The sequence below is a fragment of the Bifidobacterium sp. LH_424 genome, assembly GCF_056356895.1.
Genome location: NZ_JBKEVC010000004.1, coordinates 40,247 through 58,950, shown reverse-complemented (window position 1 = coordinate 58,950; position 18,704 = coordinate 40,247). Strand labels below are relative to the sequence as shown.

Below are 18,704 nucleotides of genomic sequence, written 5' to 3'. Positions count from 1 at the left end.
GCGTCCGTGGACGTTTCTCCCGGCGCGCCGTGGGTCTTCGGCTACACTTGGGCGACGTACGACACGATACGGCCAATGTCAGAAAGGGCTCTCATGGCTGAAATCAAGGAAGCCACGGTGGCTTTCGGTGTGCTGGACGAGACGTCGGATACGGAATCCCGCGTCGCGCTTACCCCGGACATCGTCACCAGGCTCGGGCGGAGCGGAATCTCCTGCCTGATCGAACGCGGCGCCGGCGCCGCGGCTCACTACACGGACGAGGACTATGCGAAGGCGGGCGCCACGGTCGCCCCGCGCGACGAGGTGATCGCCAAGGCCGACGCGCTCGGCTTCGTCGACCGTCCGTCCGCCGGGACCGTCGCCGAGCTCAGGGCCGGCCAATGGGTGATCGGCATGCTCGGCTCGTTCACCGACGCCGATTACGTCGCCGCGCTCGATGAGGCCGGAATCGTGGGCGTCGCCATCGAACGCCTGCCGCGCCAGCTGTCCAGCGCGCAGTCGATGGACGAGATGACCTCGCAGAACTCGGTGATGGGCTACAAGGCGGCCATCCTCGCCGCCGACGCCTACGGCTCGTTCCTGCCGATGATGACCACCGCCGCGGGCACGATCCGTCCGGCGAAGGCGCTCGTGCTCGGCGCCGGCATCGCGGGACTCCAGGCCATCGGCACGCTGCGCCGTCTCGGCGCCGTCGTCACCGCGTACGACGTGCGCCCCGCCTCCAAGGGCGAGGTCGAATCGCTCGGCGCGAAGTTCCTCGACCTCGGCCTCGACTTCTCGAAGGGCCAGGGCGAGGGCGGCTACGCGCGCGCCCTGACGCCCGAGGAGCAGAAGGAGCAGCAGGCCGCCGTCGACGCGAAGGCCGCCGGCTTCGACATCGTCATCACCACCGCGAAGGTCCCGGGCCGCAGGCCCCCGGTGCTGCTCACCAAGGCCGGCGTCGACGGCCTGAAGCGCGGCGCCGTGATTGTCGACTGCGCCGCGTCCGAGCTCGGCGGCAACGTCGAGGGATCCGCCATCGGCACGCGGACCACCGAAGGCGGCGTCACCATCATCGGCGCGCCGTACCTCGCCTCCGGCGTCGCCACCACCGCGTCCGACCTGCTCGCGCGCAACGTGGCCGACGTGCTCGCCCACTTCGTGCGTGACGGCAAACTGTCCCAGGATCCGTCCGAGGAGCTGGACGCCGCGCTCGTCGTCGCCGGCCGCGTCGGGGCCGCCGGGACCGCGGCCGAAGAGAAGTAAGGAAGGGAAGGAACGCAAATGCCCACGCTCGTCGTCTCCATCACACTGTTCGTGCTGGCGCTGCTCATCGGCATCGAGGTGATCGGCAAGGTGCCCGCCACCCTGCACACCCCGCTCATGTCCGGCGCGAACTCCATCCACGGCATCGTCATCGTCGGCGTCGTCATCGTCGCCGCCGAGGCGAACTCGCCGCTCGCCTACGTGTTCATCTTCCTCGCCGCCGTGCTCGGCACGATGAACGTGGTCGGCGGCTACGTCGTCACCGACCGCATGCTCGAGATGTTCAAGTCCAACAAGAAGAAGGGGGAGGATAAGTAAATGGCCTCCGCAACCGTCGGAACCATCGACATCGTCGCCTGGTTCGTCTACCTGTTCTCCGCCGTCATGTTCGTCGTCGGCCTGCACTTCATGAACTCGCCGAAGACCGCCCGCAAGGGCAACCAGATCTCCGCGTTCGGCATGGTCGTCGCCGTGCTCATGGCGTTCATCGTGCTGTTCGCCAAGGGCTTCGTCAACACGGTCGCCGTCGTCGTGCTCGTCGTCGGCATCCTGATCGGCGCGGTCGCCGGCGTCGTCTCCGCCAAGAAGGTCAAGATGACCGACATGCCGCAGCTCGTCTCCGTGTTCAACACGGTCGGCGGCGGCGCGGCCGCGCTCGTCGCCCTCAACGACATCCTCACCAAGGAGGGCGTGCCGGACCTCGTCGTGCTCATCACCGCCGGCCTCGGCATCCTCATCGGCTCCGTCACGTTCACCGGCTCGCTCATCGCCGCCGGCAAGCTGCAGGGCGTCAAGTGGGTGAAGAAGCTCACCCTGCCCGGCAAGGGCGTGTGGAACATCGCGTTCATCGTCCTCACGGTCGCCAGCTTCGTCATGCTGTGCGTCCAGCCCGGCCAGCGCCTCCTGTGGTCGATCCTCACGACGCTGTTCGCCCTCGGCTACGGTCTCGTGTTCGTCATCCCGATCGGTGGCGCCGACATGCCCGTCGTCATCTCCGTGCTGAACGCGTGCACCGGCACCGCCGTCGCCATGTCCGGCCTCGCCATCGACAACGTCGCCCTCATCGTGGCCGGCGCGCTCGTCGGCTCCGCCGGCGTGACCCTGTCCATCCTCATGGCCCAGGCCATGAACCGTCCGCTGCTGTCCGTCCTCGCCGGCGGCTTCGGCGGCTCCGACGCCGCGGCCGCAGGCGACGGCCCGGAGGGCACGATGAAGGAGACCTCGCCGGACGATCTTGCCGTCCAGCTCGTCTACGCCGACAAGGTCATCTTCGTGCCCGGCTTCGGCCTCGCCCAGGCGCAGGCCCAGCGCGAGCTCGCCGACCTCGGCGAGCTGCTCAAGAACCACGGCGTCGAGGTCTCCTACGCGATCCACCCGGTCGCCGGCCGCATGCCCGGCCACATGAACGTGCTGCTCGCCGAGGCCAACGTGCCCTACGAGGAGCTCGTCGACCTGGAGGAGATCAACCCGCAGTTCCCGTCCGCCAACGTCGCCCTCGTCGTCGGCGCCAACGACGTCACCAACCCGGCCGCCCGCCGTCCGGGCACTCCGGTCTCCGGCATGCCGATCCTCGACGTCGACAAGGCGCAGAACGTGGTCGTCATGAAGCGCGGCCGCGGCACCGGCTACGCCGGCATCCAGAACGAGCTCTACTTCGAGGACAACACGCAGATGCTGTTCGGCGACGCGAAGAAGAGCCTGCAGGCCGTCATCGCCGCCGTCAAGGAATTGCTGGCGTAATGGAGCGCCTCGTCGTCGCTCCTTGGTCGCGGTACCTTCGTACCGCTTCCTTCGGTGCGCCTAGAGGCCGCACGCATTATGCGAACGATTCGTTGTGCCGGCGTACCGGCTTCAACCGCACGGGAGCCCCTCCTCGGAGGGGCTCCCGTCGTTTCCAGGTCGTTCCGGAGGCGATGCCGGCCACGGGACGAACCGTCACAGGGCGAACACGCGCGTCACGAACGCGGCGACGCGGCTCCAATAGAGCTCCGGATCCGTGCTCGCGGCGAGGGCATGACCGGCGCCCGGCACCAGCAGACGTTCGCGGTCCGGCCCCGCGCATGCGGCGATGTTGCGGTCGAGGAACGCGGGGTCGACGAACGCGTCCGCCTCGCCGTGGATGAACATCATCGGAATGATCGTATGGCGCAGCGAGCGCACGCAGGACGCCTCGCGGAAGCCGTACCCGGCGACCCGGCGCGAGATCGCGGACATGAGGTCGACGATCGGCACGCCCATCCAACGATGGGGCAGATGGTACATGTGCTTCGCGTTGAACAGGAACTGGTCGCGCACCGACGTGTATCCGCAGTCCTCGATCGCGGCGACGACGTTGCGGGGCAGCTCCGGTTCGCCGGTCGTCATCATCACCGTGGCGGCGCCCATCGAGACGCCGTGCAGCAGGACGCGGGCCTCGGGGTCGCTCGCGGTGATGAGGGTGATCCAACCCAGAAGATCGCGGCGCTCCAGCCATCCCATGCCGATGTAGCGTCCCTCGCTCAGCTCGTAGCCGCGCTGCGCCGGGACGAGCACGGTGAATCCCATGCGGGCGAACCGGTGCGCGTACTTCGCCATTTCCGAGGGTCTGCCGGTGTAGCCGTGCATGCAGACCGCATACAGATGCCGGGCGGGGGAGGCGCGGTCCGGGTCGAACAGCCAGCCGTGGAGCTTCAGACCGTCCTCGGAACGCATCGAGACGGGCTGCTTCGCCGTCTCGAACCAGTGCGCGGCCTCCGTCTCCTCGTCGGCGTCCCGATGAGGCGTCTCCAGATAGTCCGACGCCGCGCCGTTGCTCATCAGACGCTCCATCCAATGCGAGCATTCCCGGTCCAGCGACAGATGGAACATCAGCTCGGCCGTCGTGAGCAATCCGGCGGCCACGGCGCCCACGCCCGCGCCCGCCCCGATCAGCATGTTCCTGGTGACTCGCCTCATCGCAACTCGATTCCCTGAAAAACGTTTCCTCCCTTGATTGTAGCCGCGAGGTTGTCCTCGGTTCCCGTATACTTGGTTGCTGTTGCTTTGGCGAGGGAAGACGAGGATTCCATCGGAGTCCGCGCTTCCGTTATCGACTCGGCGTGATGAACCTCCTAGGGGGCGTTCTGCGGCGCGTCGTGGCGTCAAAAGACAGAACGACAAGTGACACATACGTCCATACAACCCAAGGAGGCCAGATATGGCTACCAAGATCGTCCTCAACGGCGAAGTCCGCAACGAGTTCGGCAAGGGCGCGGCCCGCCGCATGCGCGTCGCCAAGCTCATCCCCGCCACCATCTACGCCGGTGGCGCCGACCCGAAGTTCCTCACCCTGCCGATGAAGGAGACCACCCTCTCCCTGCGCCACACCAACGCCCTGTTCGAGCTGAACTTCGGCGACGAGAAGGCCATGGCCGTCGTCAAGGACGTGCAGCGCAACCCCGTCAAGCGCATCGTCGAGCACATCGACTTCTACGAGGTCAAGGCCGGCGAGAAGATCGACGTCGAGGTGCCGGTGTTCGTCGAGGGCACCCCGAAGGGCGCCGCCGTCGCGTTCGTCGACATCCAGGAGCTCAAGGTCCGCGCCGACGTCGCCAACCTGCCGGAGCGCATCGTCGTGAACGTCGAGGGCCTGACCGACGGCACCAAGGTGTTCGCCAAGGACGTCGTCCTGCCCGAGGGCGTCGAGCTCGACGTCGAGAACGCCGAGGAGTCCGTCGTGACCGTCGAGGTGCCGGAGGACGCCACCGAGTCCACCGCCGCCCCGGAGGCCGCCGCCCCGGCCGCCGACGCCGACGCCGCTGCCGCCCCGGCCGCCGACGCCAAGTGATCGCCGCCGGCGTGAGGCCGGCCTGACGATATGATCCCCGGGAAGACCCGCGACACGTCTCGCGGGTCTTCCCTTTTGTTTTTCATAATGTGAACCGGCGCACATCCGCGGTTGCGGGATGTGCGAAAGTAACTGACAGCACCGGGCGCCACAAGCGCGCGGCAATCCCCTTCGAAAGGCCGCCATCGCACGGCCGAATGCAACAAAAAGAAGTGAACATGACTGAGAACACGCATCACGATCCGGCGGCGCTCGACAAGCTGGTCGAGCCGTTCACCGTACTGCCGAACGAGAATCCGGCCTCCGACGCCAAGCGCGCCGAACTCATCGACAAGCCGGCCTTCGGCCAGGTCTTCTCCGACAACATGGCCCACATGACGTGGACCAAGGGCGAGGGCTGGGGCGACCGTCGCATCGAGCCGTACGCGCCGCTCAAGATGGACCCGGGCGCATCCGTGCTGCACTACGCGCAGGAATGCTTCGAAGGCCTCAAGGCCTACCGTCACGCCGACGGCTCCACCTGGCTGTTCCGCCCGGACGCGAACGCCGAGCGTTTCCAGAACTCCGCGAAGCGCCTGTACCTGCCCGAGCTGCCGGTCGACGACTTCATTGGCTCCGTCGCCGCGCTCGTCAAGCGTGACGTGGACTGGGTCCCGTCCCGTCGCGAGTACACGCTGTACATGCGTCCGTTCATGTTCGCCTCCGAGCCGTTCCTCGGCGTGCGCGCCCCGCACGAGGTCGACTACTGCGTGATCGCCTCCCCGTCCGGCCCGTACTTCCCGGGCGGCGTCAAGCCGGTGAGCATCTGGGTGGAGGACAAGTGGTTCCGCACCGGCCCCGGCGGCACCGGCTTCGCCAAGTGCGGCGGCAACTACGCCGCCTCCCTGCTCGGCGAGTACACGGGCATCGAGAACGGCTGCGAGCAGGTCTGCTTCGTCGACGCGGCGACCAAGACCTACCTCGAGGAGCTGGGCGGCATGAACATGATGGTCGTCCACAAGGACGGCCATGTGGAGACCCCGTCGCTGACCGGCAACATCCTGCCGGGCGTGACCCGCCGCTCCCTCATCCAGCTGCTGCAGGACCGCGGCATCGACGTGGTCGAGACGATGATCGCCCTCGAGCAGCTGCTCGAGGACATCAAGTCCGGCGAGGTCACCGAGGTGTTCGCCTGCGGCACCGCCGCCATCATCACGCCGATCGGCCGCTTCAAGTCCCCGAAGTTCGACGTGACCGTCGCCGAGGGCGGCGTCGGCGAGCTCACCCAGTCGCTGCGCGACGAACTGCTCGGCATCCAGCTCGGCGAGATCGAGGATCCGCACAACTGGATGTGGAAGGTCTGCTGAGGCGTTTCGCCGAATCCGGCCCCCGCGGTGCGATTCGCACCCGTGGGGGCCTTGCAGTAGGGGGACGATGCCGTTCGCGGCGGGGAAAATGGAGCCATATACGAGGATGCGCTGACCGCCATGCTATTATGTGGAGCAGCATACACGGCGAGGCATCCATGAGAAAGGGATAGGGCAGATGGAGATGGGGTTTCCTACAGCGTTCCGCGGCTATGACAAGGAGTCGGTCGACGGATACGTCACGCACATGGCCCAGGAAACTTCGACGCTGCAGCAGCAGATCGACGATCTGAAGAACTCCCTCTCCCAGCTGCAGAGCGACTACCAGTCCTCCCAGATGCAGCTCGCCGATGCACGCAAGCATGCCGCCAAGGCCGAGGAGGAGGCCCAGAACACGGCCCAGAACTCGGTGAAGTATCTGGGTGCCAGCGCGCAGCAGCTGCTCAACGCCGCCGAGAAGACCAGCACGGAGCTCATCGCCCGCGCCAAGAGGGAGGCGGCCGACCACAAGCGTGAATCCACGCAGCAGATCGCGGACATGGTCCAGCAGGCCAACAACGACGTGCAGCTCATCCTCGCCGAGGCACGCAAGAAGTCCGCGGGCATCCTCGAACGTGCCAACGAGGAGGCCAAGCTGCTGCAGAAGAACACGGCGGAGAAGATTGATGCCGACAAGAAGCGTGCCGCCAAGGAGATCTCGGAACGTCGCAGCGCCCTGGACATGGAACTCGAGAACATGCGCGAGGCCACCAAGGCCGATCTGGAGAAGCAGCGCGCCATCTGGCAGACCACGCTCGCCGCCGAGAAGGTGGAGCAGGCGAAGACCCTCGCCGCACAGCGCCAGGACGCCGAGCAGGAGGCCGCACGCATCAAGGCCGGCGCCAGCGAGGAGGCCCAGCGCAATCTCACGGAATCCCGTCGCCAGCTCGACGAGGCCCGCAGCAAGTCCGAGGCGATGCTGAACGACGCGAAGGCGAAATCGGCGAAGATGCTCAGCGACGCGAACGAACGTTCCAAGCAGATTCTCGGCGATGCGGAGATCTCGAAGGCCGAGACGCTCAAGAAGGCCGCCGACGAGCTCGAGCAGGCCCGTTCCGTGATCACCAAGCAGCGCGAGGACACCTCCGCCGAGATCAACGACATGCTCAAGAGCATCAACCAGCGCCGTCTGGAGGCCCAGCAGGAGTCCGACAACATCCTCGCCAAGGCCAAGTCGGTGCTCGCCAACGCGAATCAGGTGGCCACCGAGAAGGAGGAGGAGGCGGAGAAGTTCCGCGTCTCCATCATCCAGGAGGCCAAGGAGACCTCCGAGCAAGAGACCCGTCAGCGCCGCGCCGCCGCCGACCGCGAGATCTCGCGTCTGCAGTCGCGCATCGACAGCCTGCGCGACATGGAATCCCAGCTCATGACCCGTGTGAGCGACATGCGCTCGGTGCTGCTGAGCTCCTTCGACTCCCTGGACGACGGCTCCCTGTCCGCGGCGGCGGGACGCTCCCGCGTCTCGGGCGGCGAATACGCCAAGAAGACGATTCAGAACGTGCTGGTGGGCGTGGACGCCGGCGGCGACACGGATCCCTCGCTGGTCGATCCGTCGAAGTTCCCCGGCAGCCTGAAGTCGTCGTCGGGGGCCACCGACAGCTTCATCTGATTCATCCCGCCGGGGAGCCGGGACATGGCCATTGCATACTAGATTCGATTGACGGGTGCGTTCGTGGACGTTGCACAGACTAGGGAAACGGAGACTCACGGTGCATCGCGACATGTGCCGGAGTCCCGCTCCGTCCTGCTCGATCTCGATGAGAACCTCCATATCGACGTCCATTCGTATGTGAACGATCTGATCGAGCGCCAGCATATGGCCGGATTCGAGGATGACGAGAGCGAATCCACGCATGCGGACGAGGAGTCCTTCGACCTCATGCTCAATCGTGTGAGGCGCATCGCGGAGCAATGCTCCGAATCCCACGTCAGCGCCGAACTCACCGCCCTGGCGCGCACGATGCCGGAATACGACATCTCGCGGCTGCGGACCGAGGACGACGAGAAGCCGGCGGTCCCCGCATCATCGGAAGCGGATGGCGTCGACGGGAACGACGATGCGGATGCATCGCGGCCGGCGCGTACCCGACGACGGCACGGGGCCGCCGCCGGCAGGAAGAGGGGGGCGAGGCGCGGACGCCATCGACGCGGGGGTGCCGATGAGCCGCGGGGGGACCGCAAGCGTCAGGCGAGGCGGCATGCCGCCCGCAGGCGTGGACCGTCCGTCGGCCTGTTGGCGGGATCCGCGGTCGCCGTCGTGCTGATCGCGGTCGTCGTATGCGTCGTCGTCCTGTAACGACGGAAGGGGGCTGCTCATGCAGGTGGCGTTGGAGAGCAACGCGTTCTTCATGGGCGTGGAATATCTCGCGGTGTTCTGCTGCGGTCTCGTCGGCGGGCTCGCGGCCGTGCGCAAGCGGTACGACCTGTTCGCCATCCTCGTGATCGCGTGGCTCACCGCCCTGGGTGGCGGCATCCTGCGTGACGTGTTGCTCGAGGTGCCTCCCGTCGGCATCACCGATCGATGGTCGGTGGTCACCGCGCTCGTCTCCGGCGTCGCCATCGCGATCGTCCACCCGGAGGTCAACAAGCTCAAATGGTCGATGATCACGCTCGACGCGCTCGCGCTCGGCCTGTTCGCGGTCAACGGCACGGCGAAGGCCATGTACCTCGGCACGTCCGGCATGACCGCCGGATTCCTCGGCATGGCGACCGCGCTGGGCGGCGGTCTCACCCGCGACATCCTGCTCAACGACGTGCCGATGATCATCCGCGACAAACACTGGTATGCGGTGCCCTCCGCCATCGGATGCGTGTGCACCGTGTTCGTGTGCAAGGGGCGTATGGCGGGACTGCTGAACGCCGAGCAGGAGATCGGGCTCGACGTGCTCATCATCGTGCTCATCGTCGGGATGCGTCTGTCCTCCGTGATCTACAACATCACGTTCCCGGGCGCCGTGGAGCGGCACAACGTCTATCTGCCCGGGGAGAGCCATTACCTCAGGCGCCCCGACATCACGCCGCAATCCGGCTCCGCGGGCCGCGGGCCGCGCGCCCGCTGGGACGATGACGACGACGTCTGACGTCCCTCCCGACGCCCGTCCGGTATGGGGACGGAAGGGCCGCGCCGGCCGGCCGAAGACGGCGCGTCGTGTTATCCGCACGGCGTGCTATCATCTACGTCTCGTATGTCCTTATAGCAAACGTCGTTTGGAGTTACATTGGCAAACATCAAGTCGCAGAAGAAGCGCGTCATCACCAACGAGAAGGCGCACAAGCGCAACGTGGCCGTCAAGTCCGGTCTGAAGACCGCCGTCCGCGCCACCCGCGAGGCCATCGCCGCCGGTGACAAGGCCGCCGCCCAGGCCGCCTACCAGGTCGCCGCCCGCAAGCTCGACAAGGCCGCCGGCGCCGGCGTGATCCACAAGAACCAGGCCGCCAACCGCAAGTCCGGCCTCGCCCTCGCGATCAACGCCCTGTGAGACTGAATCCGCTCCGTTGAGCGGATGGTCGAGGAACCCCGCAAACCCGTCGGTTTGCGGGGTCTCTTATTTCGCGTACACTAATGAAGGTTTGACTACAGTCGATTAGGAGGCATGCTCAGTGGCCACCCAGCACAACCAGCCCGGTTCCACCGACCAGTCGTTGATCCGCAACTTCTGCATCATCGCGCACATCGATCACGGCAAGTCCACCGTGGCGGACCGCATCCTGCAGCTGAGCGGCATCGTGCCGGAACGCGAGATGCGCGACCGCTTCCTCGACCGCATGGACATCGAACAGGAGCGCGGCATCACCATCAAGTCGCAGGCCGTGCGCGTGCCGTGGACGTTCGACGGCACCGAATACACGCTGGGAATGATCGACACCCCCGGCCATGTGGACTTCACCTACGAGGTGTCGCGCGCGCTGGCCGCATGCGAGGGCGCGGTGCTGCTCGTCGACGCGACGCAGGGCATCGAGGCGCAGACGCTGTCGAACCTGTACATGGCCATCGACCACAATCTCACCATCATCCCGGTGCTCAACAAGATCGACCTGCCGAGCGCCGAACCGGACAAACACGCCGAGGAGATCGCCGGCCTGATCGGCTGCGAGCCGAGCGACGTGCTGCGTGTGTCCGGCAAGACCGGCGAAGGCGTCGCCGACCTGCTCGACCAGATCGTCATGGAGGTGCCGGCTCCGGAAGGCGACCCCGAGGCGCCGGCACGCGCCCTGATCTTCGATTCCGTGTACGACTCCTACCGCGGCATCGTCACCTACATCCGCATGGAGGACGGCGAGCTGCACGACCGCGAGAAGGTGCACATGATGGGCATCGGCATGACGCACGATCCGATCGAGATTGGCGTGATCAGCCCGGACATGACCCGCACCAAGGCGCTCGGCGCCGGCGAGGTCGGCTACATCATCACCGGCGCGAAGGACGTGAGCCAGTCGAAGGTGGGCGACACCCTGACCTCCGCCGTGCGCCCCGCCACGGAGCCGCTGCCCGGCTACCGCGACCCGAAGCCGATGGTCTACTCCGGCCTGTTCCCGATCGACAACGCGCAGTTCCCCGAACTGCGCGAGGCGCTCGACAAGCTCAAGCTCAACGACGCCGCCCTCGTCTATACGCCGGAGACGTCCGTCGCGTTGGGCTTCGGATTCCGCTGCGGCTTCCTCGGCCTGCTGCACATGGAGATCGTCTCCGAGCGTCTCAGCCGTGAATTCGGACTCGACCTCATCCAGACCGCGCCGAACGTCACCTACGAGGTGACCAGCGAGGACGGATCCGAGCACCACGTCACCAATCCGAGCGAGTTCCCGGACGGCAAGATCAAGAAGATCGTCGAGCCGATGGTCGCGGCGGACATCATCACGCCGAAGGATTTCATCGGCGCGGTCATGGACCTGTGCCAGGACCATCGCGGCCAGATGGGCACGATGGAATACATCTCCACCGACCGCGTGGAGATGCACTACCGCATTCCGCTGGCGGAGATCGTGTTCGACTTCTTCGACCAGCTGAAGTCCCGCACCAAGGGCTACGCCTCGCTCGACTACCATGAGGACGGCGAGCAGTCGGCCGACCTCGTCAAGGTGGACATCCTCATCCAGGGCGAGAAGGTGGACGCGTTCAGCGCCATCGTGCACCGCGACAAGGCGTACTCCTACGGCGTGATGATGACGAAGAAGCTGCGCGAGCTCATCCCGCGCCAGCAGTTCGAGATTCCGATCCAGGCGGCGATCGGCTCGCGCATCATCGCGCGTGAGAACATCCGCGCGCTCAGGAAGGACGTGCTCGCCAAGTGCTACGGCGGCGACATCACGCGTAAGCGCAAGCTCCTCGAGAAGCAGAAGGCCGGCAAGAAGCGCATGAAGATGCTCGGCCACGTCGAAGTGCCGCAGGAGGCGTTCATCGCCGCCCTGTCCACCGGCGAGGATGCGAACGACCGCGACACCAAGGACAAGATCCGCGCCGCCCAGAAGACCGAAGGCTGATGTTCGAGGTCTACGTCCACGTGCCGTTCTGCATGCGGCGCTGCGGGTACTGCGATTTCAACACGTACACCGCGCGCGACCTCGGAGCGGGGGCGTCGCGCGGCAACTATGCGAACATGGTCGTGCGCGAGATGGAGCTCACGCGTGAATGGCAGCTGGCGCACGGCATCGAGGAGCCTCCGGCCGACACCGTGTTCTTCGGCGGCGGCACGCCCACCATCCTCTCCGCGGACGACCTCGTGGCCATGCTGGACGCCGTCCGCCGCATCTGGGGCATCGCTCCCGGCGCGGAGATCACCACCGAAGCCAATCCGGACACGGTCAACGAGTACTACATCGACCGTCTCGCCGAAGGCGGGTTCACCCGCATCTCCTTCGGCATGCAGTCCGCCGTGCCGCACGTGCTGAAGACGCTCGACCGTACGCATACGCCCGAAAACGTGGCAGCCGGTGTGCACGCGGCGGACAAGGCCGGTCTGCGTTCCAGCGTCGACCTCATCTACGGCGCGCCGGGGGAGAGCCTCGATGATTGGCGCACGTCGGTGCGCACGGCCATCGATTTCGGCGTGAACCACATCTCCGCCTATGCGTTGACCGTGGAGCCGACCACCAAGATGGGCCGTCGGATCGCCGCCGGCACCCTGCCCAAGCCGGACGACGACGACGAGGCGGCGAAATACGAGATCGCCGACGACCTGCTCACGGCCGCGGGTCTCGCATGGTACGAGGTGTCCAATTGGGCGAAACCCGGGTATGAGAGCCGGCACAACCTCGGCTATTGGCGCAACGTCGACTGGGCCGGTCTCGGCCCCGGCGCGCATTCGCACTACAACGCCGTCGCCTCCGGGGGCAACGCCGCGACGCACGCCCTGCGCGCGTGGGACATCGCCCACCCGCGCATGTGGGCCACAGCCATCAACGAGAGCCGCGTCCCGTGGGGAGGCAGCGAGACAATCACGCCTGGCGAGAACCTCGAGGAGCTCATCATGCTCGGCCTGCGCATCCGCGAAGGTCTCGACCTGACCCGCATCAACCGGGCCATCGACTCCGCACGCGAGTCGGACGGCTCCACGTCCCTGCGACCCATCGACGCCGCGCAACTGCGGCCGATGGTCGAGGACGGCCTCATCGTCATCGAGACCGATGCGCAAGGCCGCACCCATGTCATCCCCACACGCAAGGGGCGTCTGCTCAACGACGCCGTCATCGAACGCGTCTTCGACCTCGCCGGCGTGTGAACCCCAGAAACGAAACCGTACGAAGCAGCACCATGTCCTATCTTGAACCCACCTCGTTGAGCGAGCGTCGCCGCGCGCTCATCTTCGTCAACATCATGCTTTCGTGCATCGCGACGACCATCATGGCCACGGCGCTCACCACGGCGCTGCCGCCCATCGTGCACGATCTGGGTATCGACATGCGGACCGGCCAGTGGCTCACCAGCGGCTACTCGCTCGCCATGGGCATCGTCATGCCGCTGACCGCGTTCCTCATCACGCGGTTCCCGACCAAGCCGCTCTACCTCGCCGGCGCCGCGCTGTTCATCGTCGGCTCGCTGGTCTGCGTTGCCCCGGTGCCGTTCGCCGCCATCATGGTCGGCCGCGTGATCCAGGCGTGCGGCAACGGACTGCTCATGTCGATGGCGCAGGTCGTGCTCATGACCATCTATCCGGACAGCCGCGGCACGGTCATGGGCTGGTACGGGCTCGCCGTCGGCGTCACGCCGGTGATCGCGCCCACATTGTCCGGTATGATGGTCGACGCGTTCGGCTGGCGTTCCATCTTCTACCTGGTGGCCGGCGTGATGGCGGTGTCGCTGGCCGCCGCGTGCCTCGTGTTCGGCAACGTGCTCAACACGTCCGAACGGTCCTTCGACATGCTGTCGTTCGCGGTGAGCGTCGTCGCGTTCGGCGGCGTGACGCTCGGCATCGGCAGCATCGGCTCCATGCCGTTCACGAGCATGACGGTGCTGCTCCCGTTGGCGGCGGGCGTCGCGGCGTCCGTATGGTTCGTGATGCTGCAGCTGAGGCGCGAACGCCCGTTCCTCGACGTGCGCATCCTGCGTCGTCGCGGATTCGCGTTGAGCGTGGTCGGCAGTATGCTGCTGTACTTCGCGATGATGGGATCGTCGGTGATGCTGCCGCTCTACGTGCAGACCATCAAAGGCGGCTCCGCGTCGATGGCCGGTCTGGTGAGCCTGCCCGGCTCGCTCGCCATGGCCGTCATTAGCCCGATGGCAGGCCGTCTCTACGACCGGTTCGGCGTGAAGCGCCTGTTCCTCGTCGGCGGCGTCTGCCTGACCGCCAGCAACCTGTGCATGGGACTGCTGCCGTTGTCCGCGTCGATCTGGGTGGCCGCCACGATCAACGTGGCGCGCTCGCTGGCGATCGGCTGCCTGATGATGCCGCTGGTCACCTGGGGCACGAGCGCGGCGGGCGAGGGGCGTCTCGCCGACGCGAACGCGCTGCTCACCGCGCTGCGCACCATCGCCGGAGCGATCGGCCAGGCCGTGTTCGTCGGGATGATGACGGCGCTGGCGGCGTCCGCGCACGCCGGCGGCATGGGCATGGCCGCCGCCGACATGCACGGCCTGAACCTGACGTATCTGGCCATGGGCGCATGCGCCGTCCCGCTGATCGTCATCCCGCTCGTGTTCCTGCGCGGCGAAGGCGCGGGCCGTCGCAGGGGCTGACGGTCCGGTACGGCGGGGATAATCGAAGGAACGCCGGAGACGCCATGGCGTCCGCGTCCGCTGACGGATCCGGAGCGTCCGGAGCATAGGGGGAGGGGCCGATGATCATCGCCGGATTGTTCATAGTGCTGATCGCGCTGTATATCGTCATGCTCGCCGTCATGGCCGTCGAGCTGGCCATCTTGGGCGTGGGCGCGGCCCTGGCCGTCGGAGCGGGCGTATGCCTCGGCATCGCCTTCCTGCTCGCCGTCGAAGGGGCGGCGCTGCTGGCGTGGAGGGCCTGGCGCGTGTACCGCCGCAAGCCCGTGCCGTCATGGTGCAAGGGCGTCGGCATCGGAACCGCGGTGGTCGGCGGCGTGTGGTTCGTCATCTCCTGCGCCCTGCTGATCGCGTTGGCGGCGCAGATGGTCGGCCTGTTCGTCTGAGATGCGGAGTGCTCCCGCCCGGTGACTCGCGGTGGGCCTTCGCCTATCCCCGCTCCATGCCGGCGAGCAGCGTATGCGTATAGGTGTGCAGCTGCTCGCGGGTGAGCGTGTGCCCGCGCAGATACGCCCAGTCGAGGACGAGCATCACGGTGTTCGCGTAATGGTCGGCGATCAGATCGGCCGGCAGGTCGAAGCGGTCACGGTCGACGCAGGTGCTCATGATCTCATGCGACTTCCGCTCGATGAACATGCGCAGACTGGAGAACAGCGGCCCCTCGGGCGGATTGTGCTCCAGCACCGCGCGCAGCAGGTCCGCGTTGGACTCCAGCAGGTCGGCCATCGCGTCGAGCGCCGTATCCACCCGATGTTCCGGTTCCGATGACGCGAGATCGGAGAGATTCGCCTGATCGGACAACGCCGTCCAGCAGTAGTCGAGCAGGTCGTCGCGGTCCTCGAAATAGTTGTAGAACGTGGCGCGCGGATAGCCGGCCCGTTCGCACAGCGCGTTGACGCTGATTCCGGTGAACGGCTTCTCGGCGAGCAGGGCGGTCATCGCGTCGAAGAACGCGTCGAGCGTGCGCTGCGTGCCGCGCGTGAGTTTGGCGTTGAGATCCTTCTTCATGATCGTCCAGCATAGCCCATCGTCCATGATTTTGCATATGTCCAACTTTATGATAGATTGGACAACTGTATAAATATGGACGTATGGAAAGTTGGAATCATGACGAACGACAGGACCGTGACCGCACCCGCGACGCCGATCGCCGAACCGTTGACCCTGCCCTGCGGCGTGAGAGTGAAGAACCGGTTCTACAAATCCGCGATGAACGAGGCGCTCGCCGGCCGCGGCTGCGAGCCGACCGAAGCCCATGTGCGCCTCTACCGCACGTGGGCGAGGGGAGGGGTCGGCGTGCTCGTCACCGGCAACGTGATGGTCGACCGCACGCAGCTCGGCGAACCCGGCAACGTGGCCGTCGAGGACGAACGCGACCTGAACATGCTGCGCCGGTGGGCGGCCGCCGGTACCGGGCACGGCGTGCACTGCTGGATGCAGATCAACCATCCCGGCCGCCAGTCGCCCATCACCATCAACCCGCATCCGCTCGCCCCGAGCGCCGGCGGCGTCGACGGCGAATACGGCAGGTTCTTCGCCGAACCGACCGAACTCACCCACGGGCAGATCCGCGACATCGTCCGCCGGTTCGCCGTCACGGCGCGCATCGCGAAGAAGGCGGGCTTCACCGGCGTGGAGATCCACGCGGCGCACGGCTACCTCATCAACCAGTTCCTCTCGCCGCTCGACAACCGGCGCGCCGACGAATACGGCGGAAGCCTCGAAAACCGTGCCCGATTCCTGTTCGACGTGTTCGACGCGGTGCGCGAGGCGGTGGGCCCCGATTTCCCCGTGGCGGTCAAGCTCAATGCGCAGGACGGCGTGCCTGGCGGCTTCAGCGAGGAGGAATCCATCTGGGTCATGAAGCAGCTGGAGAGACGCGGCGTCGATCTCATCGACATCTCCGGCGGCACCTACGCCAAACCGGTCATCCAGACCAGCGGCGGCGCTGCGGAGGACCGCCGTCGCGGCGTCTACTTCACCGATTTCGCGCGCCGCATCAAAGGCGAACTGACCGTGCCGGTCGCCCTGACCGGCGGCTTCCGCAACGCGCGCGACATGGAACGCGCGCTGGACGAAGGCATCACGCAGATGATCGGCATCGCCCGCCCTCTGGCGCTCGTGCCCGACCTGCCGAACCGCATCATCCGCGACCGGTGGGACGGCTCCGTCGACCTGCCGCGTGTGACGACCGGCATCACGCCGCTCGACAAGGTGTTCGGCGGCATCCTCGTCATCAGCTGGTTCGAACTGCAGATGAACCGCATCGCGCGGGGCGAACGCCCCGACCTGCGCATCGGCGGCCTCAGGGCGCTCATGTTCGCCATCAAGCGGCACGGCCCCGCCGCCCTCACCCCGCGCCGACGCAAAGGGCGGCAGTGATGACCGTGTCCGGCCCGCCGGTGACGTGTTCCCGCACGGTTGCGGCGATGGCCCAGCGCCCGATGGGCCATCGCGTCACCACAGCACGTCGATGGGGGCGGTGGTCTTGTTCTTCTCGATGATGTGGCAGATCTCCTCGGGCGTCTCCCGGCATCCTCGGCGGATCCACAGCCAGATGATCGAGGAGACCGCGGAAACGAGGATTTCCATCGCATAGTCCGCCGGGATGCCGTTGTAGGCTGACTGCGGGTCGGCGCCGAGCCGTTGCGCCTGCGTGACGATCAGCTGCTTCAGCACCTTCTTCAGCTTGTCGTAGAGCTGCATGTCGTTGCCGGAACGGGAGATCGCGTTGAAGAACGCATAGTCGTCGCGCGCGTAGCGCAACGCGGCGGAGATCGATTCGGCCTGGAACGCGTCGCAGATCGCCCGCCCGGTGGTGTCGGACACGGTGCGGGCGTCGGAGTCGGCGTTGCCGATGAGGATGGTCGTCAGATCGGCGATCGTGTCGTCGATGAGCTGCTGACGCAGATCGAACTTGTCGAGATAGTGCATGTAGAACGTGCCGCGGTTGATGCCGGCCGTGCGGGCGATGTCGCTCACCGTCATCGCGTCGAATCCCTTCGACTGCACGAGCGTGGTGAACGCGGCCTTGATCTTCGCCTCCGTCTTCGTGTGGCGTTTGCCTGCCATGCTCCTCCTATCCTCGTCGAACCTGACATCCGATTCTATCAACATGTTGTCGATATAGGGTGGTGAATCACCAATTTCCGCCGATGTGTCCAATCTGAACAGAATCACGGAAACCGTTCATTGACCGCCCTTCCCGTGCGCCCCTACCATCGTGGCAACACAATCAACACGTTGTTCATTCATGGTTCGCGGGCGGCGGCCTGCGACTACCCCTCAGTCGGCTTCGCCGACAGCTCCCCTGGCAAGGGGAGCTGAGGAAACACAGGGAAAGGAAGACCGTCATGGCATACATCGAAATGGTGCACAGCTTCAAGCGGTACCACATGGGAGATACCACGATCACGGCCAACAACGACGTGAGCTTCGGCATCGAGCAAGGCGAGCTCGCCATCATCCTCGGCGCATCCGGTGCCGGCAAATCGACGGTGCTCAACATCCTCGGCGGCATGGACACCAACTCCGAAGGCCAGGTGATCATCGACGACAAGGACATCTCGAACTACACCGCGCGCCAGCTCACCGACTACCGCCGTTACGACATCGGCTTCGTGTTCCAGTTCTATAATCTCGTCGCCAACCTCACCGCGCGCGAGAACGTGGAACTCGCCTCCGAGATCGTGCGCGACGCGCAGGACCCGGTGCAGGCGCTCGTCGACGTCGGCCTCGAACACCGCATCGACAACTTCCCGGCGCAGCTCTCCGGCGGCGAACAGCAGCGCGTCGCCATCGCCCGCGCCGTCGCCAAGAACCCGAAGATCCTCCTATGCGACGAACCCACCGGCGCGCTCGACTACAACACCGGCAAACAGGTCCTGAGGATCCTGCAGGACCAGAGCCGCGAGAAAGGCGCCACCGTCGTCATCGTCACCCACAACTCGGCCATCGCGCCGATCGCCGACCGCGTCATCCACATGCACGACGCCCGCGTCAAATCCATCGAGACCAACGCGCATCCGATGAACATCGAGGATCTGGAGTGGTGAGC

Annotated in this window: 18 protein-coding genes; 15 read left to right on the top strand and 3 right to left on the bottom strand. The window is 66.2% G+C overall.

Annotated elements, in window-relative coordinates; translation table 11 throughout:
- Positions 1 to 93: 93 nt before the first annotated feature.
- From AC1AYP_RS05210 to AC1AYP_RS05200, 3 genes are read left to right on the top strand one after another with little or no spacing between them, the layout of a single operon-like run.
- Positions 94 to 1,245: an NAD(P) transhydrogenase subunit alpha gene (locus AC1AYP_RS05210; RefSeq protein WP_476544887.1), complete on the top strand. Its 1,152-nt coding sequence runs from the start codon at positions 94 to 96 to the stop codon at positions 1,243 to 1,245.
- Positions 1,246 to 1,263: 18 nt separating this feature from the next.
- Positions 1,264 to 1,563 (top strand): NAD(P) transhydrogenase subunit alpha part 2, encoded by a 300-nt coding sequence (locus tag AC1AYP_RS05205; protein WP_034526141.1) that lies wholly within the window; start codon positions 1,264 to 1,266, stop codon positions 1,561 to 1,563.
- Positions 1,564 to 2,985, top strand: coding sequence for an NAD(P)(+) transhydrogenase (Re/Si-specific) subunit beta (locus AC1AYP_RS05200; protein ID WP_476502387.1), 1,422 nt, complete (start codon positions 1,564 to 1,566; stop codon positions 2,983 to 2,985).
- Positions 2,986 to 3,180: 195 nt separating this feature from the next.
- On the opposite strand, the gene AC1AYP_RS05195 is transcribed toward AC1AYP_RS05200, so the two are convergent.
- Entirely contained in the window at positions 3,181 to 4,179 is a 999-nt protein-coding gene (locus AC1AYP_RS05195) for an alpha/beta hydrolase (protein ID WP_476544886.1), read from the bottom strand.
- A 241-nt stretch (positions 4,180 to 4,420) separates the two neighbouring features.
- Between AC1AYP_RS05195 and AC1AYP_RS05190 the strand changes: the two genes are divergently transcribed.
- The 10 genes from AC1AYP_RS05190 to AC1AYP_RS05145 all read left to right on the top strand — a co-directional run bounded on the left by AC1AYP_RS05190 (position 4,421) and on the right by AC1AYP_RS05145 (position 15,033).
- Positions 4,421 to 5,050, top strand: a complete 630-nt coding sequence (locus AC1AYP_RS05190; RefSeq protein ID WP_476502389.1) for a 50S ribosomal protein L25/general stress protein Ctc — start codon at positions 4,421 to 4,423, stop codon at positions 5,048 to 5,050.
- 218 nt (positions 5,051 to 5,268) lie between these two features.
- Complete coding sequence (locus AC1AYP_RS05185; RefSeq protein WP_476502390.1) at positions 5,269 to 6,396, top strand: branched-chain amino acid aminotransferase; 1,128 nt, start codon at positions 5,269 to 5,271, stop codon at positions 6,394 to 6,396.
- A 184-nt stretch (positions 6,397 to 6,580) separates the two neighbouring features.
- A complete protein-coding gene (locus AC1AYP_RS05180) occupies positions 6,581 to 8,044 on the top strand; it encodes a DivIVA domain-containing protein (protein ID WP_476502391.1) in 1,464 nt (487 codons plus the stop codon).
- A gap of 114 nt (positions 8,045 to 8,158) precedes the next feature.
- Positions 8,159 to 8,731: a hypothetical protein gene (locus AC1AYP_RS05175; RefSeq protein ID WP_476532945.1), complete on the top strand. Its 573-nt coding sequence runs from the start codon at positions 8,159 to 8,161 to the stop codon at positions 8,729 to 8,731.
- Positions 8,732 to 8,750: 19 nt separating this feature from the next.
- A complete protein-coding gene (locus AC1AYP_RS05170) occupies positions 8,751 to 9,515 on the top strand; it encodes a trimeric intracellular cation channel family protein (RefSeq protein ID WP_476544885.1) in 765 nt (254 codons plus the stop codon).
- A gap of 138 nt (positions 9,516 to 9,653) precedes the next feature.
- Positions 9,654 to 9,914: a 30S ribosomal protein S20 gene (gene rpsT, locus AC1AYP_RS05165; protein ID WP_476502394.1), complete on the top strand. Its 261-nt coding sequence runs from the start codon at positions 9,654 to 9,656 to the stop codon at positions 9,912 to 9,914.
- Positions 9,915 to 10,035: 121 nt separating this feature from the next.
- Complete coding sequence (lepA, locus tag AC1AYP_RS05160; RefSeq protein ID WP_476502395.1) at positions 10,036 to 11,916, top strand: translation elongation factor 4; 1,881 nt, start codon at positions 10,036 to 10,038, stop codon at positions 11,914 to 11,916.
- The gene (gene hemW / locus AC1AYP_RS05155) at positions 11,916 to 13,154 is read left to right on the top strand and encodes a radical SAM family heme chaperone HemW (RefSeq protein WP_476547064.1); all 1,239 of its coding nucleotides are present in this window, start codon (positions 11,916 to 11,918) and stop codon (positions 13,152 to 13,154) included. Before lepA ends, hemW begins: the two co-directional genes overlap by 1 nt.
- 32 nt (positions 13,155 to 13,186) lie before the next feature.
- On the top strand, positions 13,187 to 14,608 hold the full coding sequence (locus tag AC1AYP_RS05150; RefSeq protein WP_476547062.1) for a DHA2 family efflux MFS transporter permease subunit: 1,422 nt from the start codon (positions 13,187 to 13,189) through the stop codon (positions 14,606 to 14,608).
- Positions 14,609 to 14,709: 101 nt separating this feature from the next.
- On the top strand, positions 14,710 to 15,033 hold the full coding sequence (locus AC1AYP_RS05145; RefSeq protein WP_476502398.1) for a hypothetical protein: 324 nt from the start codon (positions 14,710 to 14,712) through the stop codon (positions 15,031 to 15,033).
- A gap of 43 nt (positions 15,034 to 15,076) precedes the next feature.
- Here the strand turns inward: AC1AYP_RS05145 and AC1AYP_RS05140 are convergent, their stop codons facing one another.
- Positions 15,077 to 15,682 carry a TetR/AcrR family transcriptional regulator gene (locus AC1AYP_RS05140; protein WP_476502399.1) on the bottom strand — a complete coding sequence of 202 codons (606 nt, stop codon included), beginning with the start codon at positions 15,680 to 15,682 and terminating at the stop codon, positions 15,077 to 15,079.
- Positions 15,683 to 15,754: 72 nt separating this feature from the next.
- Here AC1AYP_RS05140 and AC1AYP_RS05135 point away from each other — a divergent pair, with 72 nt between their 5' ends.
- Entirely contained in the window at positions 15,755 to 17,029 is a 1,275-nt protein-coding gene (locus AC1AYP_RS05135) for an NADH:flavin oxidoreductase/NADH oxidase family protein (protein ID WP_476547060.1), read from the top strand.
- A gap of 75 nt (positions 17,030 to 17,104) precedes the next feature.
- Here AC1AYP_RS05135 and AC1AYP_RS05130 read toward each other — a convergent pair whose 3' ends face one another.
- On the bottom strand, positions 17,105 to 17,719 hold the full coding sequence (locus AC1AYP_RS05130; protein ID WP_476547058.1) for a TetR/AcrR family transcriptional regulator: 615 nt from the start codon (positions 17,717 to 17,719) through the stop codon (positions 17,105 to 17,107).
- A 281-nt stretch (positions 17,720 to 18,000) separates the two neighbouring features.
- Here AC1AYP_RS05130 and AC1AYP_RS05125 point away from each other — a divergent pair, with 281 nt between their 5' ends.
- Positions 18,001 to 18,702 carry an ABC transporter ATP-binding protein gene (locus AC1AYP_RS05125; RefSeq protein ID WP_476547056.1) on the top strand — a complete coding sequence of 234 codons (702 nt, stop codon included), beginning with the start codon at positions 18,001 to 18,003 and terminating at the stop codon, positions 18,700 to 18,702.
- The last annotated feature ends 2 nt before the right edge of the window (positions 18,703 to 18,704 follow it).

Excerpts from the sequence above, each read along its gene's own strand:
- AC1AYP_RS05150 (WP_476547062.1), top strand. The coding sequence starts at position 13,187 with ATGTCCTATCTTGAACCCACCTCGTTGAGCGAGCGTCGCCGCGCGCTC.
- hemW (WP_476547064.1), top strand. The coding sequence starts at position 11,916 with ATGTTCGAGGTCTACGTCCACGTGCCGTTCTGCATGCGGCGCTGCGGG.
- AC1AYP_RS05130 (WP_476547058.1), bottom strand. The coding sequence starts at position 17,719 with ATGGCAGGCAAACGCCACACGAAGACGGAGGCGAAGATCAAGGCCGCG.
- AC1AYP_RS05135 (WP_476547060.1), top strand. The coding sequence starts at position 15,755 with ATGACGAACGACAGGACCGTGACCGCACCCGCGACGCCGATCGCCGAA.
- AC1AYP_RS05170 (WP_476544885.1), top strand. The coding sequence starts at position 8,751 with ATGCAGGTGGCGTTGGAGAGCAACGCGTTCTTCATGGGCGTGGAATAT.
- AC1AYP_RS05180 (WP_476502391.1), top strand. The coding sequence starts at position 6,581 with ATGGGGTTTCCTACAGCGTTCCGCGGCTATGACAAGGAGTCGGTCGAC.
- AC1AYP_RS05210 (WP_476544887.1), top strand. The coding sequence starts at position 94 with ATGGCTGAAATCAAGGAAGCCACGGTGGCTTTCGGTGTGCTGGACGAG.
- AC1AYP_RS05195 (WP_476544886.1), bottom strand. The coding sequence starts at position 4,179 with ATGAGGCGAGTCACCAGGAACATGCTGATCGGGGCGGGCGCGGGCGTG.
- AC1AYP_RS05200 (WP_476502387.1), top strand. The coding sequence starts at position 1,564 with ATGGCCTCCGCAACCGTCGGAACCATCGACATCGTCGCCTGGTTCGTC.
- AC1AYP_RS05190 (WP_476502389.1), top strand. The coding sequence starts at position 4,421 with ATGGCTACCAAGATCGTCCTCAACGGCGAAGTCCGCAACGAGTTCGGC.
- AC1AYP_RS05140 (WP_476502399.1), bottom strand. The coding sequence starts at position 15,682 with ATGGACGATGGGCTATGCTGGACGATCATGAAGAAGGATCTCAACGCC.
- AC1AYP_RS05185 (WP_476502390.1), top strand. The coding sequence starts at position 5,269 with ATGACTGAGAACACGCATCACGATCCGGCGGCGCTCGACAAGCTGGTC.
- AC1AYP_RS05205 (WP_034526141.1), top strand. The coding sequence starts at position 1,264 with ATGCCCACGCTCGTCGTCTCCATCACACTGTTCGTGCTGGCGCTGCTC.
- AC1AYP_RS05145 (WP_476502398.1), top strand. The coding sequence starts at position 14,710 with ATGATCATCGCCGGATTGTTCATAGTGCTGATCGCGCTGTATATCGTC.
- AC1AYP_RS05125 (WP_476547056.1), top strand. The coding sequence starts at position 18,001 with ATGGCATACATCGAAATGGTGCACAGCTTCAAGCGGTACCACATGGGA.